This window comes from Pseudomonas sp. rhizo25 (genome assembly GCF_031931935.1).
Classification (GTDB): domain Bacteria; phylum Pseudomonadota; class Gammaproteobacteria; order Pseudomonadales; family Pseudomonadaceae; genus Aquipseudomonas; species Aquipseudomonas synxantha.
Map to the genome: position 1 here is coordinate 712,507 of NZ_JAUJXA010000002.1, position 26,013 is coordinate 738,519.

22 protein-coding genes are annotated in these 26,013 nt (G+C 59.4%); 10 read left to right on the plus strand and 12 right to left on the minus strand.

Features of this window, described 5'->3' with window-relative positions; translation table 11 throughout:
• Positions 1–9 precede the first annotated feature (9 nt).
• The 10 genes from QZR30_RS06915 to QZR30_RS06960 all read right to left on the minus strand — a co-directional run bounded on the left by QZR30_RS06915 (position 10) and on the right by QZR30_RS06960 (position 12,833).
• On the minus strand, positions 10–1,575 hold the full coding sequence (locus tag QZR30_RS06915) for a SpoVR family protein (RefSeq protein WP_046069795.1): 1,566 nt from the start codon (positions 1,573–1,575) through the stop codon (positions 10–12).
• A complete protein-coding gene (locus QZR30_RS06920) occupies positions 1,572–2,843 on the minus strand; it encodes a YeaH/YhbH family protein (protein ID WP_034116083.1) in 1,272 nt (423 codons plus the stop codon). Before QZR30_RS06920 ends, QZR30_RS06915 begins: the two co-directional genes overlap by 4 nt.
• A gap of 113 nt (positions 2,844–2,956) precedes the next feature.
• Positions 2,957–4,879, minus strand: coding sequence for a PrkA family serine protein kinase (locus tag QZR30_RS06925; protein WP_003194732.1), 1,923 nt, complete (start codon positions 4,877–4,879; stop codon positions 2,957–2,959).
• A gap of 285 nt (positions 4,880–5,164) precedes the next feature.
• Entirely contained in the window at positions 5,165–5,494 is a 330-nt protein-coding gene (gene glpE / locus QZR30_RS06930; protein WP_046069794.1) for a thiosulfate sulfurtransferase GlpE, read from the minus strand.
• Positions 5,495–5,503: 9 nt separating this feature from the next.
• On the minus strand, positions 5,504–6,355 hold the full coding sequence (locus QZR30_RS06935) for a symmetrical bis(5'-nucleosyl)-tetraphosphatase (RefSeq protein ID WP_046069793.1): 852 nt from the start codon (positions 6,353–6,355) through the stop codon (positions 5,504–5,506).
• The gene (gene apaG / locus QZR30_RS06940; protein ID WP_043049712.1) at positions 6,355–6,735 is read right to left on the minus strand and encodes a Co2+/Mg2+ efflux protein ApaG; all 381 of its coding nucleotides are present in this window, start codon (positions 6,733–6,735) and stop codon (positions 6,355–6,357) included. The genes QZR30_RS06935 and apaG overlap by 1 nt, the downstream gene beginning before the upstream one ends.
• Positions 6,736–6,948: 213 nt before the next feature.
• The gene (rsmA, locus tag QZR30_RS06945; RefSeq protein ID WP_043049711.1) at positions 6,949–7,761 is read right to left on the minus strand and encodes a 16S rRNA (adenine(1518)-N(6)/adenine(1519)-N(6))-dimethyltransferase RsmA; all 813 of its coding nucleotides are present in this window, start codon (positions 7,759–7,761) and stop codon (positions 6,949–6,951) included.
• A complete protein-coding gene (gene pdxA / locus QZR30_RS06950) occupies positions 7,758–8,747 on the minus strand; it encodes a 4-hydroxythreonine-4-phosphate dehydrogenase PdxA (protein WP_046069792.1) in 990 nt (329 codons plus the stop codon). Before pdxA ends, rsmA begins: the two co-directional genes overlap by 4 nt.
• Positions 8,744–10,078, minus strand: coding sequence for a peptidylprolyl isomerase (locus tag QZR30_RS06955; RefSeq protein WP_145916492.1), 1,335 nt, complete (start codon positions 10,076–10,078; stop codon positions 8,744–8,746). Before QZR30_RS06955 ends, pdxA begins: the two co-directional genes overlap by 4 nt.
• Positions 10,059–12,833 carry an LPS-assembly protein LptD gene (locus tag QZR30_RS06960; RefSeq protein WP_311903086.1) on the minus strand — a complete coding sequence of 925 codons (2,775 nt, stop codon included), beginning with the start codon at positions 12,831–12,833 and terminating at the stop codon, positions 10,059–10,061. Before QZR30_RS06960 ends, QZR30_RS06955 begins: the two co-directional genes overlap by 20 nt.
• Before the next feature lie 130 nt (positions 12,834–12,963).
• Between QZR30_RS06960 and QZR30_RS06965 the strand changes: the two genes are divergently transcribed.
• Genes QZR30_RS06965 through QZR30_RS06975 form a run of 3 tightly spaced genes read left to right on the plus strand, consistent with a single transcriptional unit; the run spans position 12,964 to position 15,429 of the window.
• Positions 12,964–13,989, plus strand: a complete 1,026-nt coding sequence (locus tag QZR30_RS06965) for an aminoglycoside phosphotransferase family protein (RefSeq protein WP_046069789.1) — start codon at positions 12,964–12,966, stop codon at positions 13,987–13,989.
• Positions 13,986–14,660: an N-acetylmuramate alpha-1-phosphate uridylyltransferase MurU gene (murU, locus tag QZR30_RS06970; protein ID WP_124413168.1), complete on the plus strand. Its 675-nt coding sequence runs from the start codon at positions 13,986–13,988 to the stop codon at positions 14,658–14,660. The genes QZR30_RS06965 and murU overlap by 4 nt, the downstream gene beginning before the upstream one ends.
• Before the next feature lies 1 nt (position 14,661).
• On the plus strand, positions 14,662–15,429 hold the full coding sequence (locus tag QZR30_RS06975) for a TerB family tellurite resistance protein (protein WP_311903087.1): 768 nt from the start codon (positions 14,662–14,664) through the stop codon (positions 15,427–15,429).
• Positions 15,430–15,574: 145 nt separating this feature from the next.
• On the opposite strand, the gene QZR30_RS06980 is transcribed toward QZR30_RS06975, so the two are convergent.
• Entirely contained in the window at positions 15,575–16,549 is a 975-nt protein-coding gene (locus QZR30_RS06980; RefSeq protein WP_056846884.1) for an alpha/beta hydrolase family protein, read from the minus strand.
• 227 nt (positions 16,550–16,776) lie between these two features.
• Between QZR30_RS06980 and QZR30_RS06985 the strand changes: the two genes are divergently transcribed.
• The 4 genes from QZR30_RS06985 (at position 16,777) to trpE (ending at position 21,048) form a co-directional block, all read left to right on the plus strand.
• The gene (locus QZR30_RS06985) at positions 16,777–17,925 is read left to right on the plus strand and encodes an iron-containing alcohol dehydrogenase (protein WP_043051160.1); all 1,149 of its coding nucleotides are present in this window, start codon (positions 16,777–16,779) and stop codon (positions 17,923–17,925) included.
• Positions 17,926–18,008: 83 nt separating this feature from the next.
• Positions 18,009–18,683: a ribulose-phosphate 3-epimerase gene (gene rpe, locus QZR30_RS06990; RefSeq protein ID WP_046069785.1), complete on the plus strand. Its 675-nt coding sequence runs from the start codon at positions 18,009–18,011 to the stop codon at positions 18,681–18,683.
• Positions 18,680–19,498: a phosphoglycolate phosphatase gene (locus QZR30_RS06995; RefSeq protein ID WP_046069784.1), complete on the plus strand. Its 819-nt coding sequence runs from the start codon at positions 18,680–18,682 to the stop codon at positions 19,496–19,498. The genes rpe and QZR30_RS06995 overlap by 4 nt, the downstream gene beginning before the upstream one ends.
• 68 nt (positions 19,499–19,566) lie before the next feature.
• Positions 19,567–21,048, plus strand: a complete 1,482-nt coding sequence (gene trpE / locus QZR30_RS07000; RefSeq protein ID WP_059396580.1) for an anthranilate synthase component I — start codon at positions 19,567–19,569, stop codon at positions 21,046–21,048.
• 73 nt (positions 21,049–21,121) lie between these two features.
• Here the strand turns inward: trpE and estP are convergent, their stop codons facing one another.
• Positions 21,122–23,044, minus strand: coding sequence for an esterase EstP (gene estP, locus QZR30_RS07005; RefSeq protein ID WP_059396579.1), 1,923 nt, complete (start codon positions 23,042–23,044; stop codon positions 21,122–21,124).
• A 412-nt stretch (positions 23,045–23,456) separates the two neighbouring features.
• Here estP and QZR30_RS07010 point away from each other — a divergent pair, with 412 nt between their 5' ends.
• Genes QZR30_RS07010 through trpC form a run of 3 tightly spaced genes read left to right on the plus strand, consistent with a single transcriptional unit; the run spans position 23,457 to position 25,942 of the window.
• Positions 23,457–24,050: an aminodeoxychorismate/anthranilate synthase component II gene (locus QZR30_RS07010; RefSeq protein WP_046069781.1), complete on the plus strand. Its 594-nt coding sequence runs from the start codon at positions 23,457–23,459 to the stop codon at positions 24,048–24,050.
• 9 nt (positions 24,051–24,059) lie between these two features.
• Positions 24,060–25,109: an anthranilate phosphoribosyltransferase gene (gene trpD, locus QZR30_RS07015; protein ID WP_043051166.1), complete on the plus strand. Its 1,050-nt coding sequence runs from the start codon at positions 24,060–24,062 to the stop codon at positions 25,107–25,109.
• Positions 25,106–25,942 (plus strand): indole-3-glycerol phosphate synthase TrpC, encoded by an 837-nt coding sequence (trpC, locus tag QZR30_RS07020; RefSeq protein ID WP_311903088.1) that lies wholly within the window; start codon positions 25,106–25,108, stop codon positions 25,940–25,942. Before trpD ends, trpC begins: the two co-directional genes overlap by 4 nt.
• Positions 25,943–26,013 lie beyond the last annotated feature (71 nt).

Consider the following 26,013-nt stretch of genomic DNA (forward strand, 5'->3'; position numbering starts at 1 on the left):
TTTGCTGCTTCAGAGATGAACGACGGCCATGTCCAGGCGACCGTAGTCATTATCGTTGTGATCGCTGCGTGGCGGCACATGATGGGTTTTCATGACCTGATCGCCCTGTAGCGTTTCCAGGTGGATGTCGAAGCCCCACAGCCGATGCAGGTGCTTGAGCACTTCCTCGGTGGATTCGCCCAAAGGCTTGCGATCATGCTGCTGGTGACGCAGGGTCAGCGAACGGTCGCCGCGCACATCGATGCTATAGATCTGCACGTTAGGCTCGCGATTGCCCAGGTTGTACTGGGCGGCCAGGGTTTCGCGGATGATGCGGTACCCCGGTTCGTCGTGGATGGCCGGGACCACCAGATCGTCCTTGAGGTCGTCATCGAGGATGCTGAACAGCTTGAGGTCGCGGATCACCTGAGGTGACAGGTATTGCAGGATAAAACTCTCATCCTTGAAGCTGCTCATGGCGAACTTGATGGTCGACAACCAGTCGCTGCCTGCGATTTCCGGGAACCAGCGGCGATCTTCTTCCGTGGGGTGTTCGCACATGCGGCGGATGTCGCGGTACATGGCAAAGCCCAGGGCATAGGGGTTGATACCGTTGTAATACGGGCTGTCGAAGCCGGGTTGGAACACCACGCTGGTGTGGGAGGTAAGGAACTCCATCATGAAGCCGTCAGTGACCAAGCCTTCGTCGTACAGATCGTTCATCAGCGTGTAATGCCAGAAAGTCGCCCAGCCTTCGTTCATCACCTGGGTCTGGCGCTGTGGATAAAAGTACTGGGCAATCTTGCGTACGATGCGCACAATTTCCCGTTGCCAAGGCTCTAGCAGCGGAGCATGTTTTTCCAGGAAATAGAGGATGTTTTCCTGGGGTTCGACGGGGAAGCGCGCATTGTCCTTGTCGTTGTTTTTGCCGGCACGTTTAGGGATTGTGCGCCATAGGTCGTTGATCTGTTTCTGCAGGTGCTCCTCACGCTCCTTTTGGCGCAGGCGTTCCTCTTCGGCGGAAATGGGGTAGGGGCGTTTGTAGCGGTCGACCCCGTAATTCATCAGGGCATGGCAGGAGTCCAGCAGGTCTTCCACTGCATCGATACCGTGGCGTTCCTCACACTGCATGATGTACTGCTTGGCAAACACCAGGTAATCGATGATCGAGCTGGCGTCGGTCCAGGTGCGAAACAGGTAGTTGCCCTTGAAAAAACTGTTGTGCCCATAGCAGGCATGAGCCACCACCAGCGCCTGCATGCAGATGGTGTTTTCTTCCATCAGATAGGCGATGCACGGGTCGGAATTGATCACGATCTCGTAGGCCAGGCCCATCTGTCCTCGCGTGTACGACTTCTCGGTACTGAGGAAGTGTTTGCCATAGGACCAATGGTGGTAACCCAACGGCATGCCCACGGAGGCATAGGCATCCATCATTTGCTCGGCGGTGATGACCTCAATCTGGTTGGGGTAAGTATCCAGGGCATAACCCGCCGCAATACGGCTGATTTCCCGGTCATAGGCCTGGATCAATTCAAAGGTCCACTCGGAACCGGTGGAAATGGGTTGACGCTTGTTCTCTTTTTTGGCGGTCATGTCACTAACCTGCGCTGGAAGAGTTCACGGAAGACCGGGTAGATATCGCCGGCCGAGACCAGTTGCTGCTGGGCGAACGTATCGGCAAAGGCTTCGCCGATGCGCTCGTACTCGAACCACAGGGCCTGGTGCTCACGGGGGGTGATTTCGACATAGGTGTAGTACTGCACAAACGGCATGATCTGGTTGATCAGGATGTCACGGCAGATCGGCGAGTCGTCGTTCCAGTTGTCGCCGTCGGAAGCTTGGGCGGCGTAAATGTTCCAGTCGTTGGCAGGGTAGCGCTCGGCCATGATCTCCTGCATCAGCTTCAGTGCACTGGAAACGATGGTGCCGCCGGTTTCCCGCGAGTAAAAGAACTCTTCTTCATCCACTTCCCGGGCGCTGGTGTGATGGCGAATGAACACGACGTCGATTTTGTCGTAATTTCGTTTCAGGAACAGGTACAGCAGGATAAAGAAGCGCTTGGCAATATCCTTGGTCGCCTGGGTCATGGAGCCGGACACGTCCATCAGGCAGAACATCACCGCTTTGGAGCTTGGGTTGGGTTGTTTGACCAACAGGTTGTATTTCAAATCAAAGGTATCGAGGAACGGTACGCGGTGGATGCGTGCGCTGAGTTTCTCTATTTCTGCCTCGATTTCCTGGATATCGCCGAAGTTATCCGGTTCTTCACGCTTCAAGCGCGCCAACTCCTCCTTGGCCTGTTTCAGTTTGGCGCGGCTGCTGCCGGACAAGGCGATGCGCCGTGCATGGGCTGAACGCAAGGTGCGGATGATATTGATGCGCGATGGATTACCCTCGTTGCTGATCCCGGCGCGCACGGTCTTGAAGGTGTCGGTCCCGGTCAGGTTGCGCTTGACCAGGTTTGGCAGTTCCAGATCCTCGAACATGAATTCGAGGAATTCTTCCTGGGTGATCTGGAATACGAATTCATCCATGCCTTCCCCGGAGTTGCCGGCCTTGCCCGGACCTTTACCGCCACCGCCACCTTGTGGGCGCTGGATGTGTTCGCCGGTGGTGAATTCCTTGTTGCCGGGGTGCACGACGGTCTGTTTGCCGCCGCGGCCGTGGTGAAGCACCGGCTCGTCAATGTCCCGCCCCGGGATACTGATTTGTTCGCCGTGCTCCATGTCAGTGATGGAGCGGCGGCTGACGGCTTCTTCGACGGCCTTTTTGATGTGGTCACGGTAACGCCGCAGGAAACGCTGGCGGTTTACCGTGCTCTTGTTCTTGCCATTGAGGCGTCGGTCGATCACATAGCTCATAGGGAGCCCTCCGGGCAGCTTCACGTTACAAGCTTCAAGCTGCTAGCTGGAAGCTTCGGGACAAGCGGTCGGCTGCCAGGCCAACGGCCTGGCAGTGCACACTTGTCGCTGCCTTACTGCGATTTGCGCACCCGCAGATACCACTCGGAGAGCAGCCGTACCTGTTTGTCGGTGTAGCCTCGCTCGACCATTCGAGTAACGAAGTCGTTGTGTTTTTGTTGGTCCTCCTTGCTGGCCTTGGCGTTGAAGCTGATGACCGGCAGTAGGTCTTCGGTGTTGGAGAACATTTTCTTCTCGATTACCACCCGCAGCTTCTCGTAGCTGAGCCAGGTAGGGTTCTTGCCGTTGTTATTGGCCCGGGCGCGCAGTACGAAGTTGACGATTTCGTTGCGGAAATCCTTCGGATTGCTGATGCCGGCTGGTTTCTCGATTTTTTCCAGCTCCTCGTTGAGGGCCACGCGGTTGAGGATTTCGCCGGTTTCCGGATCGCGGTACTCCTGGTCCTGAATCCAGAAATCGGCGTAAAGCACGTAGCGGTCGAAGATGTTCTGGCCGTACTCGCTGTAGGACTCCAGGTACGCGGTCTGGATTTCCTTGCCGATAAACTCGATGTAGCGCGGTGCCAGGTATTCCTTGAGGAATCGAAGATAGCGTTCACGGGTTTCGGCCTGGAACTGTTCCTGTTCAATCTGCTGTTCCAGTACATAGAGCAGGTGCACCGGGTTGGCGGCAATCTCATGCGGGTCGAAGTTGAAGACCTTGGACAGGATCTTGAACGCAAAGCGGGTCGACAGGCCGTTCATACCCTCGTCCACGCCGGCGGTATCGCGGTACTCCTGGATCGACTTGGCCTTGGGATCGGTATCCTTGAGGTTTTCGCCGTCGTATACGCGCATCTTAGAATAGATATTCGAGTTCTCCGGCTCCTTGAGGCGCGACAGCACGGTGAACTGGGCGAGCATCTTCAGGGTATCGGGCGCGCAATGGGCCTTGGCCAGGGAGCTGTTGAACAGCAGTTTGTCGTAGATCTTGATTTCATCGCTGACCCGCAGGCAGTACGGCACCTTGACGATGTAGATCCGGTCGATGAAGGCTTCGTTGTTCTTGTTGTTGCGGAAAGTGTGCCATTCCGATTCGTTGGAGTGGGCCAGCAGAATCCCGGTGAAGGGAATGGCCCCCAGGCCTTCGGTACTGTTGTAATTGCCTTCCTGGGTCGCGGTGAGCAGTGGGTGGAGCACCTTGATCGGTGCCTTGAACATCTCCACAAACTCCATCAGGCCTTGGTTGGCCCGGCACAGCGCGCCGGAGTAGCTGTAGGCGTCGGCGTCGTTCTGCGGGAATTCTTCAAGCTTGCGGATATCGACCTTGCCCACCAGCGCCGAAATATCCTGGTTGTTCTCGTCGCCCGGTTCGGTCTTGGCGACCCCGATCTGGTTGAGGATCGACGGGTAGAGTTTTACTACGCGGAACTGGCTGATATCTCCACCAAACTCGGCCAGGCGCTTGGTAGCCCACGGCGACATGATGGTATTGAGATAGCGTCGAGGGATACCGAAGTCTTCTTCAAGGATCGCGCCATCTTCCGTGGCGTTGAACAGGCCCAGGGGCGACTCGAAGACCGGCGAGCCCTTGATCGCGTAGAAAGGCACCTTCTCGATCAATTGCTTGAGTTTTTCGGCCAAGGACGACTTACCGCCACCGACGGGGCCGAGCAGATAGAGGATCTGCTTCTTCTCCTCAAGCCCTTGGGCAGCATGGCGGAAGTAGGAAACGATCTGATCGATGCATTCCTCCATGCCATGGAAGTCTTCAAAGGCCGGATAGCGGCGGATCACCTTGTTGGAGAATATCCGCGACAGCCGCGAATTGTTGGCGGTTTCCACCAACTCCGGCTCACCGATCGCCAGTAGCAGGCGCTCGGCCGCAGATGCGTAGGTGCTGCGGTCCTGCTTGCACAGCTCGAGATACTCTTGAAGGGTGAGTTCCTCCTGCTGCGTGGACGCGAAGCGTTGTTGGAAGTGGCTGAAAATACTCATGACGTCGTCACCTCGCTCGATACGTGGAGCCGACGTCGGATCAATCAGTCGATGCTGGCAGTCATTGACGGACGCCAATGGCTGTTTTCCCCCCAGAACACCCTGAAACGCTACCGATGACCCGTACGCCGGTGTACCGGCTCTCCCCTGATTCGGATGGCCTGCGCTTAAGGATAGTTCGGAATCCGGGAGGTAAAGGGGGGATGCGCAATTAGTTTGGCTGCGCCGTTCGTCAGAAACGGCGCAAGCCCAAGCGTCACGCGGGGTAGCGGGGTGTGAAAAAAATTATTGCGAATCGCCTGAGGAAATTTCCGAAGGGTAAGTCGCACGCCACAGCTCAAAGCCGCCGTCCAGGCTGTAGACGTCGGAGAAGCCCTGGCTGACCAGGTAGGCGGCCGCGCTTTGGCTGGAATTGCCGTGGTAGCAGGCTACGATCAGGGGCGCATCAAGGTCGGCGGCGCGGATGAAGTCGGCGATATTGACGTTATCCAGGTGCCGGGCGCCGCTGATGTGGGCGGCTGCGTAAGTCGGCTGGTCACGGATATCAACCACCACTGCACCTTGCTCGCGCAAGGCCTGGGCTTGTTCGGGAGGGATACGTTTGAATTCGCTCATGGCGGGCTCCTAAGGCTTGGCGGTGGCCGGCTGGGTAATGGGAAGGGGGGCTTGGCACTGGCAGTCATGACGCTCGCCGGTGTCGATGTTCATCAGGGTCATGGCGCCGCCCCACACACAACCGGTGTCAAGGGCGAACACGCCGGGCTCGTCGCACTTGCCTTCCAGGGCGGCCCAGTGACCGAAGATGATCCGAGTGTCACGGGTCTTGCGTTCCGGGTGGGCAAACCAGGGCTTATAACCCGGCAGCGCAGTGTCGGCGCCTTCCTTGCTCTTGAGATCCAGCTTACCCTCGGCGGTGCAGAAACGCATGCGCGTGAAGTAGTTGGTGATCACACGCAGGCGGGTCACGCCGGTGAGGTCGTTGTCCCACTTCACCGGGTCATTGCCGTACATGCCGTCGAGGTACGCCGTATACAGGTTGTCGTCAGCAAGTGCGCTTTCGACTTCGGCGGCGCACTTGAGGGCTTTCTTCAACGTCCATTGGGGCGGGATACCCGCATGGACCATGGCGATGTTGCGGCCTTCGTCGTAATGCATGATTTTTTGGCGACGCAGCCAGTCGAGCAGCTCGACGCGATCGGGCGCATCAAGGATTTCCCGCAAGGTATCGCCCTTTTTCAGACGCTCGATATTATTGCCAGCGGCCAGCAGGTGCAGGTCGTGGTTGCCCAGTACGCACACCAGGGAATCACGCAGGTTATAGAGATAGCGCAGGGTTTCCAGGGACTGAGGGCCACGGTTGACCAAATCCCCCACCAGCCACAGGCGATCCTCAGCCGGGTCGAAGGCTACGCGCTCCAGCAGGCACTTGAGGGGCTCCAGGCACCCTTGCAGATCACCGACCGCGTACGTCGCCATCAGTGCAGGGCTCCGGGCACCGCGAGGCGGAAGGGCTTGATGGTGGCGTCGAACAAGTGGCCGTCGGTGGCCTTCATTTGATACGAGCCTTGCATGGTGCCGACTTTGGAGGTCATCACCGTGCCACTGCTATAGGTATGGCTGGCACCGCTGTCGATCAAGGGTTGCTGGCCCACCACGCCGGCGCCGCGCACTTCCTCGACCTGGCCATCACCGTCAGTGATCACCCAGTGCCGTGACAGCAGCTTGGCCGGTACCAGCCCGTTGTTTTTCACTGTGACGGTGTAGGCAAAGGCGAAACGGTTATGTTCAGGTTGCGATTGGTCCGCCAGGAAGCGGGTGACGACGCTGACGTCGATCTGGTAGCGAGGATCGGACATGCAAGAGGCCTTAAAAGCGGAGGACAGCAGATGCGGCTCAGTCTAGGCCATCAGGTGGGCACTAGGCCAGACATGCCGTCTGGGATGACGTGATCCAGAATGTGGGAGGGGGCTTGCTCCCGATAGCGGTGTGTCAGTTGAAAATGTATCCACTGATACTCCTCTATCGGGAGCAAGCCCCCTCCCACATTTGGATCATGTTGTCCTTTTGTCTTATTCCGCCGTCGGAGCAGGCTGGATAGCCAGCTGGTCGGCCAGGCGTACAAATGCGGCCAGGTCCAACTGCTCGGGGCGCAGGCTGCCATCGACGCCGGCGGCCTCGATTTCAGCGGTGCTCAGCAGAGCCTTGAGGGTATTGCGCAGGGTCTTGCGACGTTGGTTGAACGCTTCGCGTACCACGCGTTCCAGCAATTTATGGTCCTTGGCCGGGTGCGGCAGCACGGCGTGAGGCACCAGGCGCACGATGGCCGAATCGACCTTCGGCGGCGGGTTGAACGCGCCAGGGCCCACATTGAACAGGTGCTCCACACGGCAATGGTACTGGACCATGATCGACAACCGGCCCCAATCGCCGCCGCCAGGCCCGGCAGCCAGGCGTTCCACCACTTCTTTTTGCAGCATGAAGTGCATGTCGCGGATGATCCCGGCGTTGTTCAGCAGGTGGAAAATCAACGGCGTGGAGATGTTGTATGGCAGGTTACCCACTACCCGCAGGCTATTGGGCGCGGCGTTGAGGCTGTTGAAGTCGAACTTCAGTGCGTCGCCCTGGTGCAGGTTGAAGTTGGGCTTGCCGGCAAATTGCTGGTTGAGGATCGGGATCAGGTCCTTGTCCAGCTCTACCACGTCCAATTGCCCACCACTGGCCAGCAGGCCCTGGGTCAGCGCGCCCTGGCCCGGGCCGATTTCCAGCAGGCGGTCCTCGGGTTTGGCATGGATGGAGCGCAGGATGCGGTCGATCACGCCAGCGTCGTGCAGGAAATTCTGCCCGAAGCGCTTGCGCGCCCGGTGTTGGTAATGCTCAGTCATATACGGGTCTCGGCCATCTGATAGGCGGTTTCCAGGGCCACGTGCAGGCTGCCGGTATCGATTTTGCCGCTGCCCGCCAGGTCCAGGGCGGTGCCATGGTCGACGGAGGTGCGGATGATCGGCAGGCCCAGCGTCACGTTGACTGCGGCGCCGAAGCCTTTGTATTTCAGCACGGGCAGCCCCTGGTCATGGTACATCGCCAGCACTGCGTCGCAGTGCTCCAGATATTTGGGGGTAAACAGAGTGTCTGCGGGCAATGGACCGCGCAGGTCCATGCCTTCTTGGCGCAGGCGCTCTAATGTCGGTTCAATGATGTTGATTTCTTCATGGCCCAAGTGACCGCCTTCACCGGCGTGGGGGTTGAGCCCGCAGACCAGGATACGCGGTTGGGCAATGCCGAATTTCTGTTGCAGGTCGGCGTGCAGGATGCGCGTGACACGCTCGAGGCGCTCGGCGGTTATGGCGTCGGCGATTTCACGCAGCGGCAGATGAGTCGTCACCAAGGCGACGCGCAGGCCGTGGGTGGCGAGCATCATGACTACTTGAGCGGTGTGGGTCAGCTCGGCGAGGAATTCGGTATGGCCGGAGAAGGCGATGCCGGATTCGTTAATCACGCCTTTGTGTACCGGAGCGGTGATCATGCCGGCGAAGTCACCGTCGATACAGCCTTGGCCCGCACGGGTCAGGGTTTCCAGCACAAACGCCGCATTGGCCTTGTCCAGTTGCCCGGCAACAACCTTGGCGTGCAGCGGGGTATCCCACACATACAGGCTGCCTGCGGGCGCCGGCAGGTCAGGCCAGTTGCCCGGCGCCACGTCCAACAGGTTGACAGCCACACCCAGTTGCGCGGCCCGCTCGAGGAGCAGGTCGCGACTGGTGATGGCAATCAGGGGGTGTGGCTGGAGTTGCGAGGCAAGCAGCAGGCAAAGATCTGGACCAATGCCGGCCGGCTCGCCGGGTGTCACCGCGAAACGCTGGGGTTTCACTGGGTGGCCTGGTCGGTGCCTGTTTGCTCGGCGCCTGGCAGCTTGTTTTCTACATAAGCCTCGTCACGGATCTGACGCAGCCAGGTTTGCAGCTCTTCGTCGTATTTGCGGTTACGCAGTACGGTCAGGGCTTGCTGCTCGCGGGCCTGGTTAGTGTTGTCCGTGGCGCGACGGCCAAGGACTTCCAGTACATGCCAGCCGTATTGGGTCTTGAAAGGTTTGGACAACACGCCTTGCGGGGTATCGGCCATGACCTGTTGGAACTCCGGCACGAGGGCTTTTGGGTCGATCCAGTTCAAGTCGCCGCCGTTGAGGGCAGAACCTGGGTCTTCCGAGAAGCTTTTGGCCAGGGTGGCGAAGTCTTCGCCGCTTTCGATGCGGTCGTAGATCTTCTGCGCCAGCTCCTTGGTTTGTGCCTCGGTGCGGATCTCGCTCGGTTTGACCAGGATATGACGAACGTGTACTTCGTCTTTCAGCGAGGTCTCGCCGCCGCGCTTGCCCAGCAGCTTGAGGATAATGAAACCGCCTGGCGTACGTGCTGGCTGGGTGATGTCACCCACGTTCATGGCGCTCAGTTCACGGTCGAACGGAGGTGGCAGTTGCGCGGCTTTACGCCAGCCCATGTCACCGCCGTCCAGGGCGTTATCGCTGCCGGAGACGGCAATCGCGGTCTGGGCAAAGTCAGCGCCGGCCTTCAGGCGGTCGTATACCGCTTGAGTCTTGGCGGCTGCGGCGTTGAGTTGCTCGGCGCTGGCGCTGTCTGGCGTCGGGATCAGGATATTGGCCAGGTGCAGTTCTTCGGAGAGCTGCATCTTGCCAAGGTCCGAGGCCAGGAAGTTCTTCACTTCCTGTTCGGACACCTGGACTCGTTCGGCCACGCGGCGCTGGCGCACACGGCTGATGATCATTTCGCGCTTGATCTGCTCACGGGCGTCCTCATAGGACAACCCGTCGTGAGCCAGGGCGGCGCGGAACTGATCGATGCTCATGTTGTTGCGTTGAGCGATGGTGCCGACGGCCTGGTTCAGTTCTTCATCCGAGATTCGGATACCGGAGCGTTCGCCGATCTGCAGTTGCAGGTTTTCGACGATCAGACGCTCCAGTACCTGGGGTTCCAGGACACTGGTCGGCGGCACGCCACCGCCACGCTTGGCGATGGTTTGCTGTACTTCCTTGACCCGTTGGTCCAACTGGCTCTGCATGATCACGTCGTTATCGACGATGGCCGCTACTTTATCCAGCTGTTGGACCGCGGCGTGTGCCGTAACAGTACCCAGGAACAGCGCGCCCAGCACTAGCGGGCGCAAACACTCAGAAAGCTTTGTCTTCACGTTCACGATAACCTTCAATGCCTTTGTCGAGGAAGCTCTCTACCTTGGCGCCGGTCAGGCCGCCGAGTCCTTTAAGGACGATCTGGAGGAAGAGCCCGTGGTCACCCTTTTCGTTCTGCGGGGCGAGCTGCGTGTATTCGTCGTTGGAAACCCAGTAACGGTTGATGACGCGAAGCTTCCAGCAGCAGTTGTCGTACTCGAAACCACCAAAGGCTTCCAGCGTGCGGTTGCGGGCATAGTCATACTGCCAACGGGTGATCAGGTTCCACTGCGGAACGATCGGCCACATCATCGAGAAGTCGTGTTGCTGGATTTTGTAGTAATCCTTCACGAAGTTCGGGTCACCTTCCTGGCCGAAGTCACCCCCAAACTGCCATTTGCCGGTTAACTGGTTGTAGATCACCTGGTCGTTACGATAGCGGTAGCCGAGGTTGACGACCTTGTTCGGGTTGTCTTCTGGCTGATAGTGGAACATCGCACTGCCGGAGCGAGGGCTGTGGCTTTCGGTATCCCAGTTGTAGTCGGCCGTTGCACGCCAGTCGCGGTTGAAGCGGAATTCGTATTCCAGAGCAATTGGCGAAACGTTCGAGTGCGCATCATCACGGGTCTTGGCATCGATGCCGGGCAATTGAACTTCACGGTCCTTGAAGTACACCGCTTGGCCGATGGATGCACGCTGGCGTTCGAAGCCGTTCTCTTCGATCCAGCGGCTGGTAAGGCCAAAGGACAGCTTGTTCTCGTCGCCGATGCGGTCGGAGCCGCTGAAGCGGTTATCCCGGAACAGGGAGGAGTAGCTGAAGGAGTTCTCGCTGGTATCGAAGACCGGAATCTCGGTTTGGTCTCTATTCGGGACGTACAGGTAGAACGCACGAGGTTCGAGGGTTTGATTGTAGTCTTTGCCGAACCAGTTGGTTTTGCGGTCGAAATACAGACCGCTGTCGATGCTGGCAATAGGCACGGAGCGATCTTGAGAACTGTCAAATGTCTGGCCGACTGGCAGTTGCGACTTGCCTTTACCATCAAGATCCAAATCGTACTTGGTATAGACGTACTTCAACTTCGGCGTGATAAAGCCGTAGCTCCAGTTCATCGGGTAAGAGACAGCTGGTGCAACGTTCAAACGAGTACCGTTTGCACGGGTAAGGCCTGCGACATTGCTGTCGAGGCGATCTGTCACAGCGCCGTTCTCATCGGTAAAAGTACCGTTTTTCAGATCACGATCAAATCGAACAGCTTCAGTCTCATAGCTGAAGTTCAAGCCGCCAGGATGAAATGGCAGTTGACCATTGAGAGTGAGCTGCGGCAGTCGGTCATACGGCGTGATTTGAGAGATTGTCGCCAGCTGGTAGGACTGAACATTCAACCGAGCCTGATAGGAGTCGCCTCGGTACGTCAAGGAGCCTTGCTGGTTAAGGAAGTCCTGGCTCTCAACCCCTTCCTCATAGGACTTCAAATCCTGGAAGTAGTAAGGGTCGCTGATCCTGGTGTAATCCACCTGGGAAGTCAGACGTGAATCCAACCCACCCTTATGCTGCCAGTTGAGCATATAGCGGGTTTTTTCGTAATCGGTCTGGTTCTTGCGCTCGTCGTTGTCGTCGTTCAGATACGCCCCACCAAACTGCCCTTCACTCGACTTGGTCAGGTAGCGGAATTCGCCTTCCATCAACAAGCCGCGCTTGGTCATGTATTGCGGGTACAACGTAGCGTCATAGTTCGGCGCCAGGTTGAAGTAGTACGGCGTCACCAGGGTGAAGCCCGTCTCGCCACCGGTGCTGAAGCTCGGCGGCAGGAAGCCGGATTGACGACGGTCGTCGATCGGGAAGTAGATGTAAGGGGTGTACAGGATCGGGATGTTCTTGACCCGCAACGTCGCGTTGGTGGCTGTACCGAAACCGGTTGCCGGGTTCAACGTGATGTTGTTGCCCTTGAGCTGCCAGGCGTTGCTGTCTGGCTCGCAGGTGGTGTACGTACCGTCCTTGAGACGGATGATCGCGTTCTCGGCACGCTTGGCGTACAGCGCGTTACCGCGGATGCGTGACTTGTGCATCACGTATTCGGCGTTGTCGATCTGGGCGGCACCGGTGTCCAGCTGCACTTCGGCATGGTCGCCGACAATCAGCGCACCGTTGTCGCGCAAACGCACCTTGCCGTTCAGCTCGCCACGGTTCTCGGCCTGGTACAGGCTGGCTTCGTCCGACTCCAGCTGCATGCTGCCCTGGCGCATGACCACGTCACCGGCCAGGGTCGCAACCTGCTGCTCCTGCTCGTAACGAGAGGCCTTGGCACCGATGAAGGTCGGCGCGTCGCTCTTGTTCGTCTTGTCGTTCATGCCAGGACGAACAGGCTCGATGTAGGCACCACTGCAGTAAGGACCGGTTTCGGCCAGCTGTGCTGCGGTCAGCTTCTCGCGAGGCACCCAGTCCAAGTGGCTGTAGTCGGCGCTGCGCGAACGCAGGCCACGGCCCTTGGCTTCGGTGACCAGCATGGTCTTCGGCTCTGCGTCGACCTTGCCGCCGGCTTCGCCTTGCGGCGTACCGTTGGCCGAGCTGACGGCGGAACCGTCATGCACCGGACGCGGCGGCAGCGGGGCGGCGGCGGTCTTCGGCGCACAATCCCAGGCACCCGAAGCGGAGACCGAGCAGTCATACTGCTCAGCGGCGACCACGTGTGAAGTGGCGAAAGGTTGCATGGCCAGCAGACTGCCGGTTACCAGCAACGGAAATTTTCTACGAAACGCGGGGGATTTCAATGCCATCTTATTAGTCCGGGCTTCCTGCGTGCCATCTGCCCGCGGTTTGGGCCGCACGCCTCTCGATGGTCTGAAAAAGATGCGTGATAATAAAGCATGCCCCGCTTGACGGCTAGCGCCGTCGGAGACCTCTGTAATGCCCGAGCAAGATCTACGTTTACAACAGCTGGAAGTCTGGCTGGATGAGCAGTTGCCAATCCTATTCAACGCTCAGGATTGGGGCGTCGTGCCCCCGGCCACATTGACCGCGGCCAGCAGTGACGCGAGTTTCAGGCGTTACTTCCGCTGGGAGGGCGGTGACCATACGTTCGTTGTCATGGACGCGCCACCTCCCCAGGAAAACTGCAAACCTTTCGTCGATATCGCGCATCTGCTGGCGAAATCCGGAATAAATGTGCCGAAAATTTATGCAGAAGATTTGCCCCGTGGCTTTCTTTTGCTCAATGACCTGGGCAGAAAAACCTATCTGGACGTGATTGACGGTGAAAACGCCGATCAGTTATTTGCCGATGCCATCGATGCGCTGCTCGCGTTTCAACAACTGCCGATGGACCAACCACTGCCCAGCTATGACGTGGCCTTGTTACGCCGCGAGCTGGAATTGTTCCCGGAGTGGTACGTACGCCGACACTTGGGAATCGACTTTGACACCGAGCAACAGGCCCTCTGGCAGCGTGTCAGCGAGCAGTTGATCGACAGTGCCCTGGCGCAGCCCAGGGTGCTGGTGCATCGCGACTATATGCCGCGCAACCTGATGATCAGCGAGCCCAGCCCTGGCGTGCTGGATTTCCAGGACGCGGTATACGGCCCGGTAACCTACGACATTACCTGCCTGTTCAAGGACGCCTTCCTCAGCTGGCCCCAGGCCCGAGTGAGAGAATGGCAGCGTGGCTATTGGCAGCGCGCCGGGCAGCTGGGGATTCCCGTACAGGATGACTTTGAAGATTTCCTGCGTGCCAGCGACCTGATGGGCGTGCAGCGCCACCTCAAGGTTATCGGCATCTTTTCGCGCATTTGCCACCGCGACGGTAAGCCACGCTACCTGGCGGACGTGCCGCGCTTCTTCGCTTATATAGACGCCGTGCTCGCCGACCGGCCTGAGTTGAGCGAACTGGGCGAGCTGCTTGCCAGCCTTCGCCAACCCGCCGAGGCGAGTGTATGAAGGCCATGATCCTGGCGGCGGGCAAAGGCGAGCGGATGCGTCCGCTCACGCTGCATACGCCCAAGCCGCTGGTGCAGGCCGGTGGCAAGCGCCTGATCGAATATCACCTGGAAGCGCTGGCCAAGGCCGGCTTCACCGATATCGTGATCAACCACGCCTGGCTCGGTCAACAGATCGAGAGTTACCTGGGCGATGGTGCGCAGTTCGGCCTGCGCATCCGCTATTCACCGGAGGGCGAACCGCTGGAAACCGGCGGCGGGATTTTCCAGGCCCTGCCGTTACTGGGGGATGAGCCGTTCCTGGTGGTCAATGGCGATATCTGGACCGACTACGACTTCGCCCGGCTCAAGCAACCGCTCAAGGGCCTGGCGCACCTGGTGATGGTCGACAACCCGGCGCATCACCCCTCGGGTGGTGATTTCCATCTGGATCATGGTGTGCTTCATGATGCGGCGCCCGGTGCCGATAACCTGACCTTCAGTGGCATATCAGTGCTAGACCCTCAATTGTTCGCGGGTTGCAGCGCGGGTGCCTTCAAGCTGGCCCCGCTGTTGCGGGCGGCCATGGCTAAAGGGCTGGTAACGGGGGAACACATGACAGGACGTTGGATTGATGTCGGCACGTTGGAGCGCCTGGCACAGGTCGAAACTCTGCTGACAGCGGGGCAGTAGGATGTTGTGGCCAGGGACGCTGATTGGCGCGGGGGCTGGCTTTGCCATTGCCAGTATCCCGGGGGCATTGTTGGGTGCATTGCTGGGGCAGGCATTGGATCGTCGCCTGCAGCTGCACAGTTGGGCGCAGTTGCGCGAACGCCTGGGCGGGCGGCCGGCATTGCGCCACGACGAATTGTTGTTTGTGCTGTTGGGGCGGCTGGCCAAGAGTAATGGACGGGTTGTCGATGGGCATATCCAGCAGGCGCGTCAGGAAATGCGTTCGTTGGACATGAGCGAGCCGGCCCAGCGCCGCGCCATCATGGCATTCAACCGTGGTAAATCCGGCAGTGTCCGTGTACGCAGCTACCTGCGTGTACTCAAGGCCCAGCCCCATGCGGCGGAAGGTGTCTTGCGTGCTTGTTGGCGCATGGCCTGGGCGGACGGCCGGGCGGATGATGCCGAGCGCGACCTGATCGACCAGTGGGGCAAGTGGCTGGGCTGGACACCGCAACAACTCCAGGCGCTGGCAGTCGATTACGCGCCGGAGCGTAAGCCATTGGCGAGTCGTGGCGGGGCTTATCAGGAGGCGTTGCGGATTCTAGGCGTGACGGCAACTACCGAACCTTCAGTGATCAAGCGCGCCTACCGCCGCCTGCTCAGCCGTCACCATCCGGACAAGATCGCTGGCAGCGGTGCCAGCCCCGCGCAGGTACGGGAGGCGACGGACCGCACCCGGGAGCTGCATAACGCCTATGCGTTGATTCGCGAGCGGCGGGATTTTCGCTGAGGCGATTGGCCTGAAAACGCAAGCTAATGTGGGAGGGGGCTTGCCCCCGATTGCGAGCTGTCAGCCAATGAATATGTTGACTGATACACCGCTATCGGGAGCAAGCCCCCTCCCACATTGGTCTATATTGATTTCGAATTTGTGATCAGTTGGCGCCGGCCTGCGGGCTCAGCCACCCACGAACCCGCCGATACAACTGTTCCTGCTCTGCTGCGCTGTTGCCTGGCAAAGCCGTAAGCGACACCTGTTTGTAGCCGTCATTCTTCGCCCGCTTGGCCGCCTGGATACGCTCCTGGGCGTTTTTACGTTCCGAGGCGCCATCTTGATAGAACACATCCGCCGTAGGCACCTTCAAGCTCGGCGCCAGTTGCTGCAGGTCTGGTTGACGCGCAGCGGGCGTCTTCCCGGCCACCATGACCAATTTCTGCACCTGCGAGGGCTGTTTCTCGCTCAGGTAACGTGCCGCCCACCAGGCGCCGGTGCCATGGCCGAGCAATACCACACTGCGGGCGCTCTGGGTCTGGGCAAAGGCGACGGCGGCATCGATACGGTCGAAGATGCGCTTGGCGTCGGTCTTGTCCTGTTCATCCGCGCCCGGTACCACCGCCGGGTCAGTACCTTCGGCCTCGGCGCTGGCGGCCTGTTCGACGGGTTTGGCGGCGGTGCTGCCCTCCTTGCTGCTGGTATCGACCGCAGCCTTGGGCGGCTCGATAACGCGTGGCGGCAGAGTGTCCACATTCACGTCCGGCAACGACAGGCTCAGGGTACCCCAGTGAGCGTCCGGTAACTTGCTCCGCAAGGGGGCGATGGCTTGCGGCCAGTCAGCGTTCTCCCCGGCCCCAGGCACAATAATCACCACACCTTCAGCTTCGGCACTGTTGGCGGGTTTCCAGAGTGCCAAAAACGAATCGCTGCCAGCCTGTAACTGTTGTTGTTCCTGTGGCGGAACCTGCCGCTCGAGCGCGCTGGCTTCTGCCTGGCTACGCTCGGGCAGGGGGTGGCGTTCAACCGGTTTTTCGTCTGCAGGCGCTGGCGCTTCGGCGGCCTGCACGGACGGGGCGCTGGTCAATAGTAGCGATAGGCACAATGCTGACAGTGCCGAGCGGTGAAGAAAAAGCATCGTTAATTCCCGGCCAGAAGTGATTCCAGCAGCCTAATGGGTTGGTCGGTATTTGTCAGTGGCGTGAGGAGTGGTTTTCGCGTTCAACTCGTTATCGGCTGTTTATAGTTCGCCTTGAAGAGTAGAGCGTCGTCTGAGCCCTCTGACCATTCAGCCAATGAATGGCAGACAACATCCTGTGGGCAGCTATTCTTGTGCCAGCCCAACATTAATAAGAGGCCGCGCACATGAGTACTTCCTCATTCAAGATCGCCCACAAACTGCTGACCGGCGCGGGCGCCATTGAACAACTGGCCGCTGAGCTCACGCGCTTGGATGTCGATAACCCGCTGATTGTCACCGATGCCGCGCTGGTCAAGTCCGGCACCGTAGCGTTGGCCCTGGAGCACTTGGGTGATCGCGCCTACGAAATTTTTGATCGCGTGCTGCCTGACCCGGAAATCGCCATCGTCGAGGACTGCATGCGTGCGTATCGCGAGGGTGGGCATGACGGTCTTATTGGCGTGGGCGGCGGCAGTGCCATTGATATTGCTAAGAGCGTGGCAGCCTATGCCGGCTACCACGGCGCGCTGGCGGACTTGTTCGGCGTCGACCAGGTGCCGCGTAAGGGCCCGCCGCTGATCGCCATCCCCACCACGGCCGGCACCGGCTCGGAAGTGACCAATGTGGCGATCCTCTCCGACAAGGCCGCACAGCTGAAAAAAGGTATCGTCAGCGACTACCTGCTGCCGGATGTGGCGCTGATCAGCCCGCAAATGACCCTGACCTGCCCGCGCAGCGTCACTGCCGCCAGTGGTGTGGACGCTCTGGTGCACGCCATCGAATCCTACCTGTCACTGAATGCCTCGCCGATTACTGACGCCCTGGCCATCGGTGCGATCAAGTTGATTGCCCGCGCGCTGCCCAAGGCTTACGCCAACCCGGCCAACCTGCAGGCTCGTGACGACATGGCCACCGCCAGCCTCATGGCCGGCATGGCCTTTGGTAACGCTGGGGTCGGCGCCGTGCATGCGCTGGCGTATCCGCTGGGTGGGCGCTTCAATATCGCCCATGGTGTGAGCAATGCGCTGCTGCTGCCCTATGTCATGCATTGGAACAAATTGGCATGTGTTGAACGAATGCAAGATATTGCTCAGGCCATGGGTGTGAACGTGGCCGGCTTGAGTGTCAACGATGCTGCCGACCGTGCCGTGGAGGCCATGACGCGCTTGTGTGCCGCAGTGGAGATCCCGGCGGGGCTGCGAAGTTTCGGGGTGCCCGAAGATGCCATTGCGTCCATGGCCACGGAGGCGGCGGGTATCGAGCGCCTGATGCGCAATAATCCGCGTCAGCTCAGCGCGGCGGATATCGAGAAAATCTACCGGGCGGCTTATTAACCATTGAGATAGGTCACCGTGCGCGCAGCAAAGCATGAGGTATACAATGCGCGCCATCGTGATTTAGCTCAAAAAGGTGCGTCATGCAGCCCTTCGTCATCGCTCCATCGATTCTCTCCGCCGACTTCGCCCGCCTGGGTGAAGAAGTGGACAAAGTGTTGGCCGCCGGCGCCGACTTCGTGCACTTCGATGTCATGGACAATCACTACGTGCCCAACCTGACCATCGGCCCGATGGTCTGCGCCGCGCTGCGCAAGTACGGCATCACCGCACCGATCGACGCGCACCTGATGGTCAGTCCGGTGGACCGCATCATCGGCGACTTCGTTGAGGCCGGCGCGACCTACATCACCTTCCACCCGGAGGCGTCTTTGCATGTCGACCGTACCCTGCAACTGATCCACGAAGGGGGCTGCAAGGCCGGCTTGGTGTTCAATCCGGCCACCCCACTGAGCGTGCTTGAGTACGTGATGGACAAGGTCGACATGGTCTTGCTGATGAGCGTCAACCCAGGCTTCGGCGGGCAGAAGTTCATCCCGGGCACCCTGAACAAGCTGCGCGAAGCCCGCGCACTGATCGATGCGTCCGGCCGCGATATCCGCCTGGAAATCGACGGTGGGGTTAACGTCAACAACATCCGTGAGATCGCCGCTGCTGGCGCTGATACCTTCGTGGCTGGCTCAGCAATCTTCAACGCCCCGGACTACCAGGCCGTCATCGACAAAATGCGCGCCGAACTGGCGCTGGCGCGTCCATGAGCGGCTTTGAGCAGTTGTTCCCCGGCAAACTGCCACGGCTGGTGATGTTCGATCTGGACGGTACCTTGATCGATTCGGTGCCCGACCTGGCGGCGGCGGTGGATGAGATGCTGCTCAAGCTGGGACGCAAGCCGGCGGGGGTCGAATCGGTGCGTGAATGGGTGGGCAACGGTGTGCAGATGCTGGTGCGCCGGGCCCTGGCCAACCATATCGACGCCGAAGGCGTAGATGACGTCGAGGCCGAACACGCCCTGGAGCTGTTCAATGCGGCCTATGAAAGTGGCCATGAGCTCACCGTTGTCTACCCCGGTGTGCGTGACACGCTCAAATGGTTGAGCAAGCAGGGTGTGGAAATGGCCTTGATCACCAACAAGCCGGAGCGTTTTGTCGCACCCTTGTTGGACCAGATGAAGATCGGTCGTTATTTCCGCTGGATCATCGGTGGCGACACCTTGCCGCAGAAGAAGCCTGACCCGGCTGCGCTGTTCTTCGTGATGAAAATGGCCAATATCCCGGCGTCCCAATCGTTGTTTGTCGGCGATTCACGCAGCGATGTGCTGGCGGCAAAGGCCGCCGGAGTCAAGTGCGTGGCCCTGAGCTACGGCTACAACCATGGGCGGCCGATTGCAGAAGAATCGCCGGCCCTGGTGATTGACGACCTGCGACTGTTAATCCCCGGTTGCCTGGGAGCTGGCGCTGAGATAACGTTGCCCGACATTGATCCGTCCCCTTCTGGAAACGTCATCGTGGTGGTCACTCGCAAACTCTGGATGAAAGTCATCAAGGCCCTGGCCCGCTGGCGTTGGCGCGCCTGACTGATCCTCGCCGCGCTGCGGCACGTTTGCCTACCTGACCGTTTGTCCCTCATGCCACGAGGCACCCCATGATCCGTGAAGAATTCCTGCGTTTGGCCGCTGCCGGCTATAACCGTATTCCCCTGGCCTGCGAAACCCTGGCCGACTTCGATACGCCACTGTCGATCTACCTGAAACTGGCCGACGAGCCCAATTCCTACCTGCTCGAGTCGGTGCAGGGCGGCGAGAAGTGGGGCCGTTACTCGATCATCGGCCTGCCATGCCGCACCGTGTTGCGGGTACACGACCATCATGTGAGCATCACCCATGACGGCGTCGAGATCGAAAGCCATGACGTAGAAGACCCGCTGGCCTTTGTCGAAACCTTCAAGGCACGCTACAACGTGCCAACTATTCCTGGCCTGCCGCGTTTCAACGGTGGCTTGGTGGGGTATTTCGGCTACGACTGCGTGCGTTATGTGGAAAAGCGCCTGGGGAAATGTCCGAATCCGGACCCTTTGGGTGTACCGGACATTTTGCTGATGGTCTCCGACGCGGTGGTGGTGTTCGACAACCTTGCCGGCAAGATGCATGCGATTGTTCTCGCCGACCCTGCCCAAGAGGCCGCCTTCGAGCAAGGCCAGGCCAGCCTTGAAGCGCTGCTGGAAAAACTGCGCCGGCCGATCACCCCGCGTCGCGGCCTAGACCTTAGCCGTCCACCGGCGGCCGACCCGGTGTTCCGTTCCAGCTTTACCCAGGCCGACTACGAGCATGCGGTCGACACCATCAAGGAATATATCCTTGCCGGTGACTGCATGCAGGTGGTGCCGTCGCAACGTATGTCCATCGACTTCAAGGCTGCGCCGATTGACCTGTACCGGGCGCTGCGTTGCTTCAACCCGACGCCCTACATGTACTTCTTCAATTTTGGTGACTTCCACGTCGTGGGCAGTTCGCCGGAAGTGCTGGTACGTGTCGAAGACAACCTGATCACCGTGCGCCCGATCGCCGGTACTCGCCCGCGCGGCGCGACCGAAGAAGCGGATGTGGCGCTGGAAGAAGATCTGCTCAGCGACAACAAGGAAATCGCCGAACACCTGATGCTGATCGACCTGGGCCGCAACGATACCGGGCGAGTCTCGGAAATCGGCTCGGTGAAACTGACCGAGAAAATGGTCATCGAGCGTTATTCCAACGTGATGCATATCGTGTCCAACGTCACCGGCGAACTGAAAGCCGGATTGACGGCGATGGATGCGTTGCGGGCGATCTTGCCGGCGGGCACGTTGTCGGGTGCGCCGAAGATCCGCGCCATGGAAATCATCGATGAACTGGAGCCGGTCAAGCGTGGTGTCTATGGCGGTGCCGTGGGGTATTTTGCCTGGAACGGCAATATGGACACTGCGATTGCGATCCGTACCGCGGTGATCAAGGACGGCGAACTGCATGTGCAGGCCGGGGGCGGGATTGTGGCTGACTCGGTGCCGGCTCTTGAATGGGAAGAAACCCTGAACAAGCGCCGGGCGATGTTCCGTGCCGTGGCGCTGGCAGAGCAAACCCCGCAGGACTAACGGCGATTCAGATCTAAGTGTGGGAGGGGGCTTACTCCCTCCCACATTAGTTTTGCGTTGCCTTGAGTCTGCGTCAGAAATCCAGGCTCACCCCGACATTGACCCCTTGCTGGGTCAAATTGTCATCCTTCCTCAGGTTATACGCCGCCCGTAACGCCAGCTCTTGAGTCAGTTTATGGCTGACCCCAAGGCTCAAGCGATCGGAATTGCTGCGAGGCGTATACCCGTCCAGCTTGAAGTCGATTCCCTGCACGCTGTTGAGCGAAATATTCACCTTCTGCGTGTCATTTTCGAACTCGTGTTCGTGAGCCACTTCGCCGAACACCTGGGTTTGCGGTGTGATGCGGTAGCTGCCCTGCAGGCCGACGCCAAGACGCTTGGAGTCGCGTTGTTGATCATCGAAGGTCAGTGCGGTGGAGCGACTGTTTTTTTCCGAATAACCATTCACTTCGACGCGTGCATAGTCGGCGCTGATGAACGGCGACAGGTGCCAGTCGCTTCCCGGTGCAGCAAGGTCATAGCCCAGCCGGCCGCTCAAGGCCCAGAGCCAGCCTTCGGTATCGCCTTTTTCGGACGCTTCGTTAACGCCCAGGGCGAACTTGCGCTTGAGGCTGTCGAAGTCCAGTTTGCCGCCGGTCAAGGCGGCATCGGCCCACCAGTGATTTTGCTGGTATTGAGCGAAGGCCGTGCCCATGTAGCTGTTGAGTTTGTAGTCCGAGTCGTTAGTGCCGGCTTCGAGCGTCTGTCGATACAGGCCAGCGGCAACACCTACACGCCAGTTTTCATCGAGCCGGTAGCTGCTGCCGATATTCAGGTTGTAGCCGCTGCCGTCGCCACTGGCCGAACTGCTCTGGTCGTCGAAATCCAGACGCTGCCCACCACCGGCCACGATTGCACGCCATTGACCGACGGCTTGCCAGTTGCCGTTGTCTGCTTGCCATTGATTGCGTAGCTCGTCCTGGTGGGCGCGCAATGTGCCTTGGGCCATTTCCGGCAGCAAGGTCAGCTCCCAGGGCGCCGCCAGCAGTGAATAGGCATAGTCGGCAATCAACCGTTGTCCCGCCACCGTGGGGTGGACCGAGTCGTTGTAGATCAGCTTGGTCGGGTCCGGGTTGGTGCCGCCGATGCCATAGGTTGGGTTGGCGGTACAACTGTTTCCGCTGAAACAGGTACCGGTCAGATTCTGCCCCGTGGCCAGGCCGAAGCGCGCTGGATCGGCGAAGGCTTCCTTCAGCAACAACGGGATATTCAAAGGGATAACCTGGGCGTCGACGTACGACAGGCGCTGGACCAATGACTGGTTGAATATAGTGCTCAGGGCCGAGGTTGCGGCCTGCTGCGGGGTGCCATTGATGGCCGGTGTCAACCCAAGGTCGGGCAACATCCACACCATGATGTAACGCGCACCGGCTTGTTGCAGCGCCTGGGCGCTGTCAGCCAGGCGCCCGCCGGCGGCGATGGCTTGTTCGGGGCTCAGTACGCGGCCTTGGAGGAAGTCATTGCCGCCGCCGGAGAGAAAATACAGCGCATTGGGGTCGGCACGTCCGCCGTTGGCTGGCAGATATCCCTGGCGGCTGCGCAAAACTGTACCCGCACCAGGGTTGCCGGCTGGGATGGCGGCATCTGAAACCGAGGTAATGGAGTCGAGGATATCGTCGGTACGGTAGCCACCGACGGCCCAGTTGTTGCCATCTGGCAACCCCTGGGCTGCGCGAACCGGTGAGGTGGAGGCGTTCAAGTCGTTGGGGGCTACTCCCAGTTTCGCGCCCAACAGGGTCGATGAAACCAGGCCGTATTCACCCTGGAATGTCGGGCCTGTGCGGTTGGTAAAGCGCAGCGTGGAGCCATTCGAGCCATCGGGAAACTGGCCCGCATCGGCCAGGCTGTCACCAAAAACCACCATCGTTGAATACGGTGACGGCGCTGCGAACGCCTGGGCGCATGCCAGTGACAAGAGACAGCTGGCAAGGGGCGCGAAAAATGCTGGTCTGAACATGCAAGGTTCCATTTGGTTGTTTTTGTATCGGAACTCAAACACTAGCAAAACTTCTGGCATTTTCTGTAGGGATATACCGAATTCGCCTACGTTCCCCCCCGTATTTACTACTCCATATTGCACCGCTGGCTAGGCTACGTTACTGTGCCTGAACGTATGAATGAGACCCTCCCCGTGTTGATCATCAGCAAACTCTTGATGCGAGTAGTCAAGGCACACGCCCGTTGGCGTTGGCGCGCCTGACATTTTTCTCCGCCGGCCCGGCCGGACCTGTAACGATTTGCCTTCTTCACCCGTTGTCTGACGCCCCTTGCCGGCTACCCCCGGCAATCGGAACGTGCGTCTGGCAGCGGGTCACTCTCTAGGAAGGCCGTCATTTGAAATCAGTGAATTCAAGAGGCTTGAACCCCACATGTTGCTGATGATTGATAACTACGACTCCTTTACCTACAACGTTGTGCAATACCTTGGCGAGCTCGGTGCCGAGGTCAAGGTCGTGCGCAACGATGAACTGACCGTCGCCGAAATTGCCGCCCTGAATCCGGAGCGTATCGTGGTTTCGCCAGGCCCTTGCACGCCGACCGAAGCGGGCATCTCTCTTGAAGCCATCAGCTATTTCGCCGGCAAGCTGCCGATCCTGGGCGTATGCCTGGGCCATCAGTCCATCGGCCAGGCGTTTGGCGGTGACGTGGTACGGGCGCGCCAAGTCATGCATGGCAAGACCAGCCCGGTGTTCCATAAGGATCTGGGTGTGTTTCATGGCCTGAACCTGCCCGTGACGGTGACCCGTTATCACTCGCTGGTGGTCAAGCGCGAAACCTTGCCCGAATGCCTGGAGTTGACCGCCTGGACCCAGCTGGAGGACGGCTCGGTCGATGAGATCATGGGCCTGCGTCACAAGACACTGAATATCGAAGGGGTGCAGTTTCACCCTGAATCAATCCTGACCGAGCAGGGCTACGAGCTGTTCGCCAACTTTCTCAAGCAGAGCGGCGGCACGCGCTAAGGACTTTTCATGGATATCAAGACTGCCCTGAACCGTATCGTCGGTCATCTGGACCTGAGCACTGCCGAAATGAGCGATGTGATGCGCGAGATCATGACCGGTCAATGTACCGACGCGCAGATCGGCGCCTTTATGATGGCAATGCGCATGAAGAGCGAAAGCATCGATGAAATCGTCGGTGCGGTGTCGGTGATGCGTGAGCTGGCGGACAGGGTCGAACTCAAGACCCTCGACGGCGTTGTCGATGTGGTCGGCACCGGCGGTGACGGTGCGAATATTTTCAACGTGTCGACAGCCTCATCTTTTGTGGTGGCTGCCGCTGGCTGCACCGTCGCCAAGCATGGTAACCGTGCGGTATCCGGCAAGAGCGGCAGTGCCGATTTGCTGGAAGCGGCGGGTATCTACCTGAACCTCACGCCGGTACAAGTAGCACGCTGCATTGACAGCGTTGGCATTGGCTTCATGTTTGCCCAGTCCCATCACGGCGCGATGAAGCACGCTGCCGGCCCACGCAAGGACCTCGGCCTGCGTACCCTGTTCAACATGCTTGGCCCGCTTACGAATCCGGCCGGTGTGAAGCATCAGGTGGTGGGTGTGTTCAGTCAGGCGTTGTGCCGGCCACTGGCCGAAGTCTTGCAGCGTCTGGGCAGCAAGCATGTGCTCGTGGTGCATTCCAAGGATGGCCTGGACGAATTCAGCCTGGCGGCGCCGACCTTTGTCGCAGAGCTGAAGAACGATGAGGTCACTGAGTATTGGGTCGAGCCTGAGGACTTGGGTATGAAGAGTCAGAGCTTGCACGGCTTGGCGGTGGAAAGCCCGGCGGCTTCTCTGGAACTGATTCGTGATGCTCTGGGGCGCCGTAAGACCGAAAACGGTCAGAAGGCCGCGGAGATGATTGTTCTGAATGCTGGCGCGGCACTTTACGCGGCCGACCACGCCTATAGTCTTAAGGAAGGTGTCGCCTTGGCCCACGATGCGCTGCACACTGGTCTGGCTCGTGAGAAGCTCGAAGAGCTGGGAGCCTTCACTGCCGTATTCAAGATGGAGAATGAAGGATGAGTGTGCCGACCGTTCTGGAAAAGATCCTGGCCCGAAAGGCCGAAGAGGTGGCCGAGCGCCGCGCCCGCGTAAGCCTGGCCGAGCTGGAGGCGCAGGCGAAGGCCGCCGATGCGCCACGGGGTTTTGCCAATGCCTTGATCGCCCAGGCCAAGCTCAAGCAGCCGGCCGTGATCGCCGAGGTGAAAAAAGCCTCGCCGAGCAAAGGCGTCATTCGCGAAAACTTTGTACCGGCTGAAATCGCCGCCAGCTATGAGAAGGGCGGGGCGACTTGCCTGTCCGTGCTGACCGATATTGATTACTTCCAGGGTTCCGACCTGTTCCTGCAACAGGCTCGTGCTGCATGCAAGTTGCCGGTGATCCGCAAGGACTTCATGGTTGACCCTTACCAGATCGTCGAAGCCCGAGCCTTGGGCGCTGACTGCGTGTTATTGATCGTCTCCGCACTGGATGACGTGAAGATGGCCGAGTTGGCGGCGGTGGCCAAAAGCGTCGGTCTTGACGTACTGGTCGAAGTGCATGACGGCGACGAGCTTGAGCGCGCACTGAAAACCCTCGACACGCCGCTGGTGGGGGTCAACAACCGTAACCTGCATACGTTTGAAGTCAGCCTGGAAAATACCCTGGATCTGTTGCCGCGTATTCCCCGTGATCGCTTGGTGATTACTGAAAGTGGCATCGTCAATCGTGCCGACGTGGAGCTGATGGAAATCAGCGGCGTCTACTCGTTCCTGGTGGGCGAGACGTTCATGCGTGCCGAGAACCCAGGGGCGGAATTGCAACGCCTGTTCTTCCCAGAGCGTGGCGTGACAGTCAGCGCTTCGACATTAGACTGATCCAAATGCGCTATAAAATATGGGAGGGGGCTTGCCCCGATAGCATTCCTTCAGTTGATGATCAGTCGGCT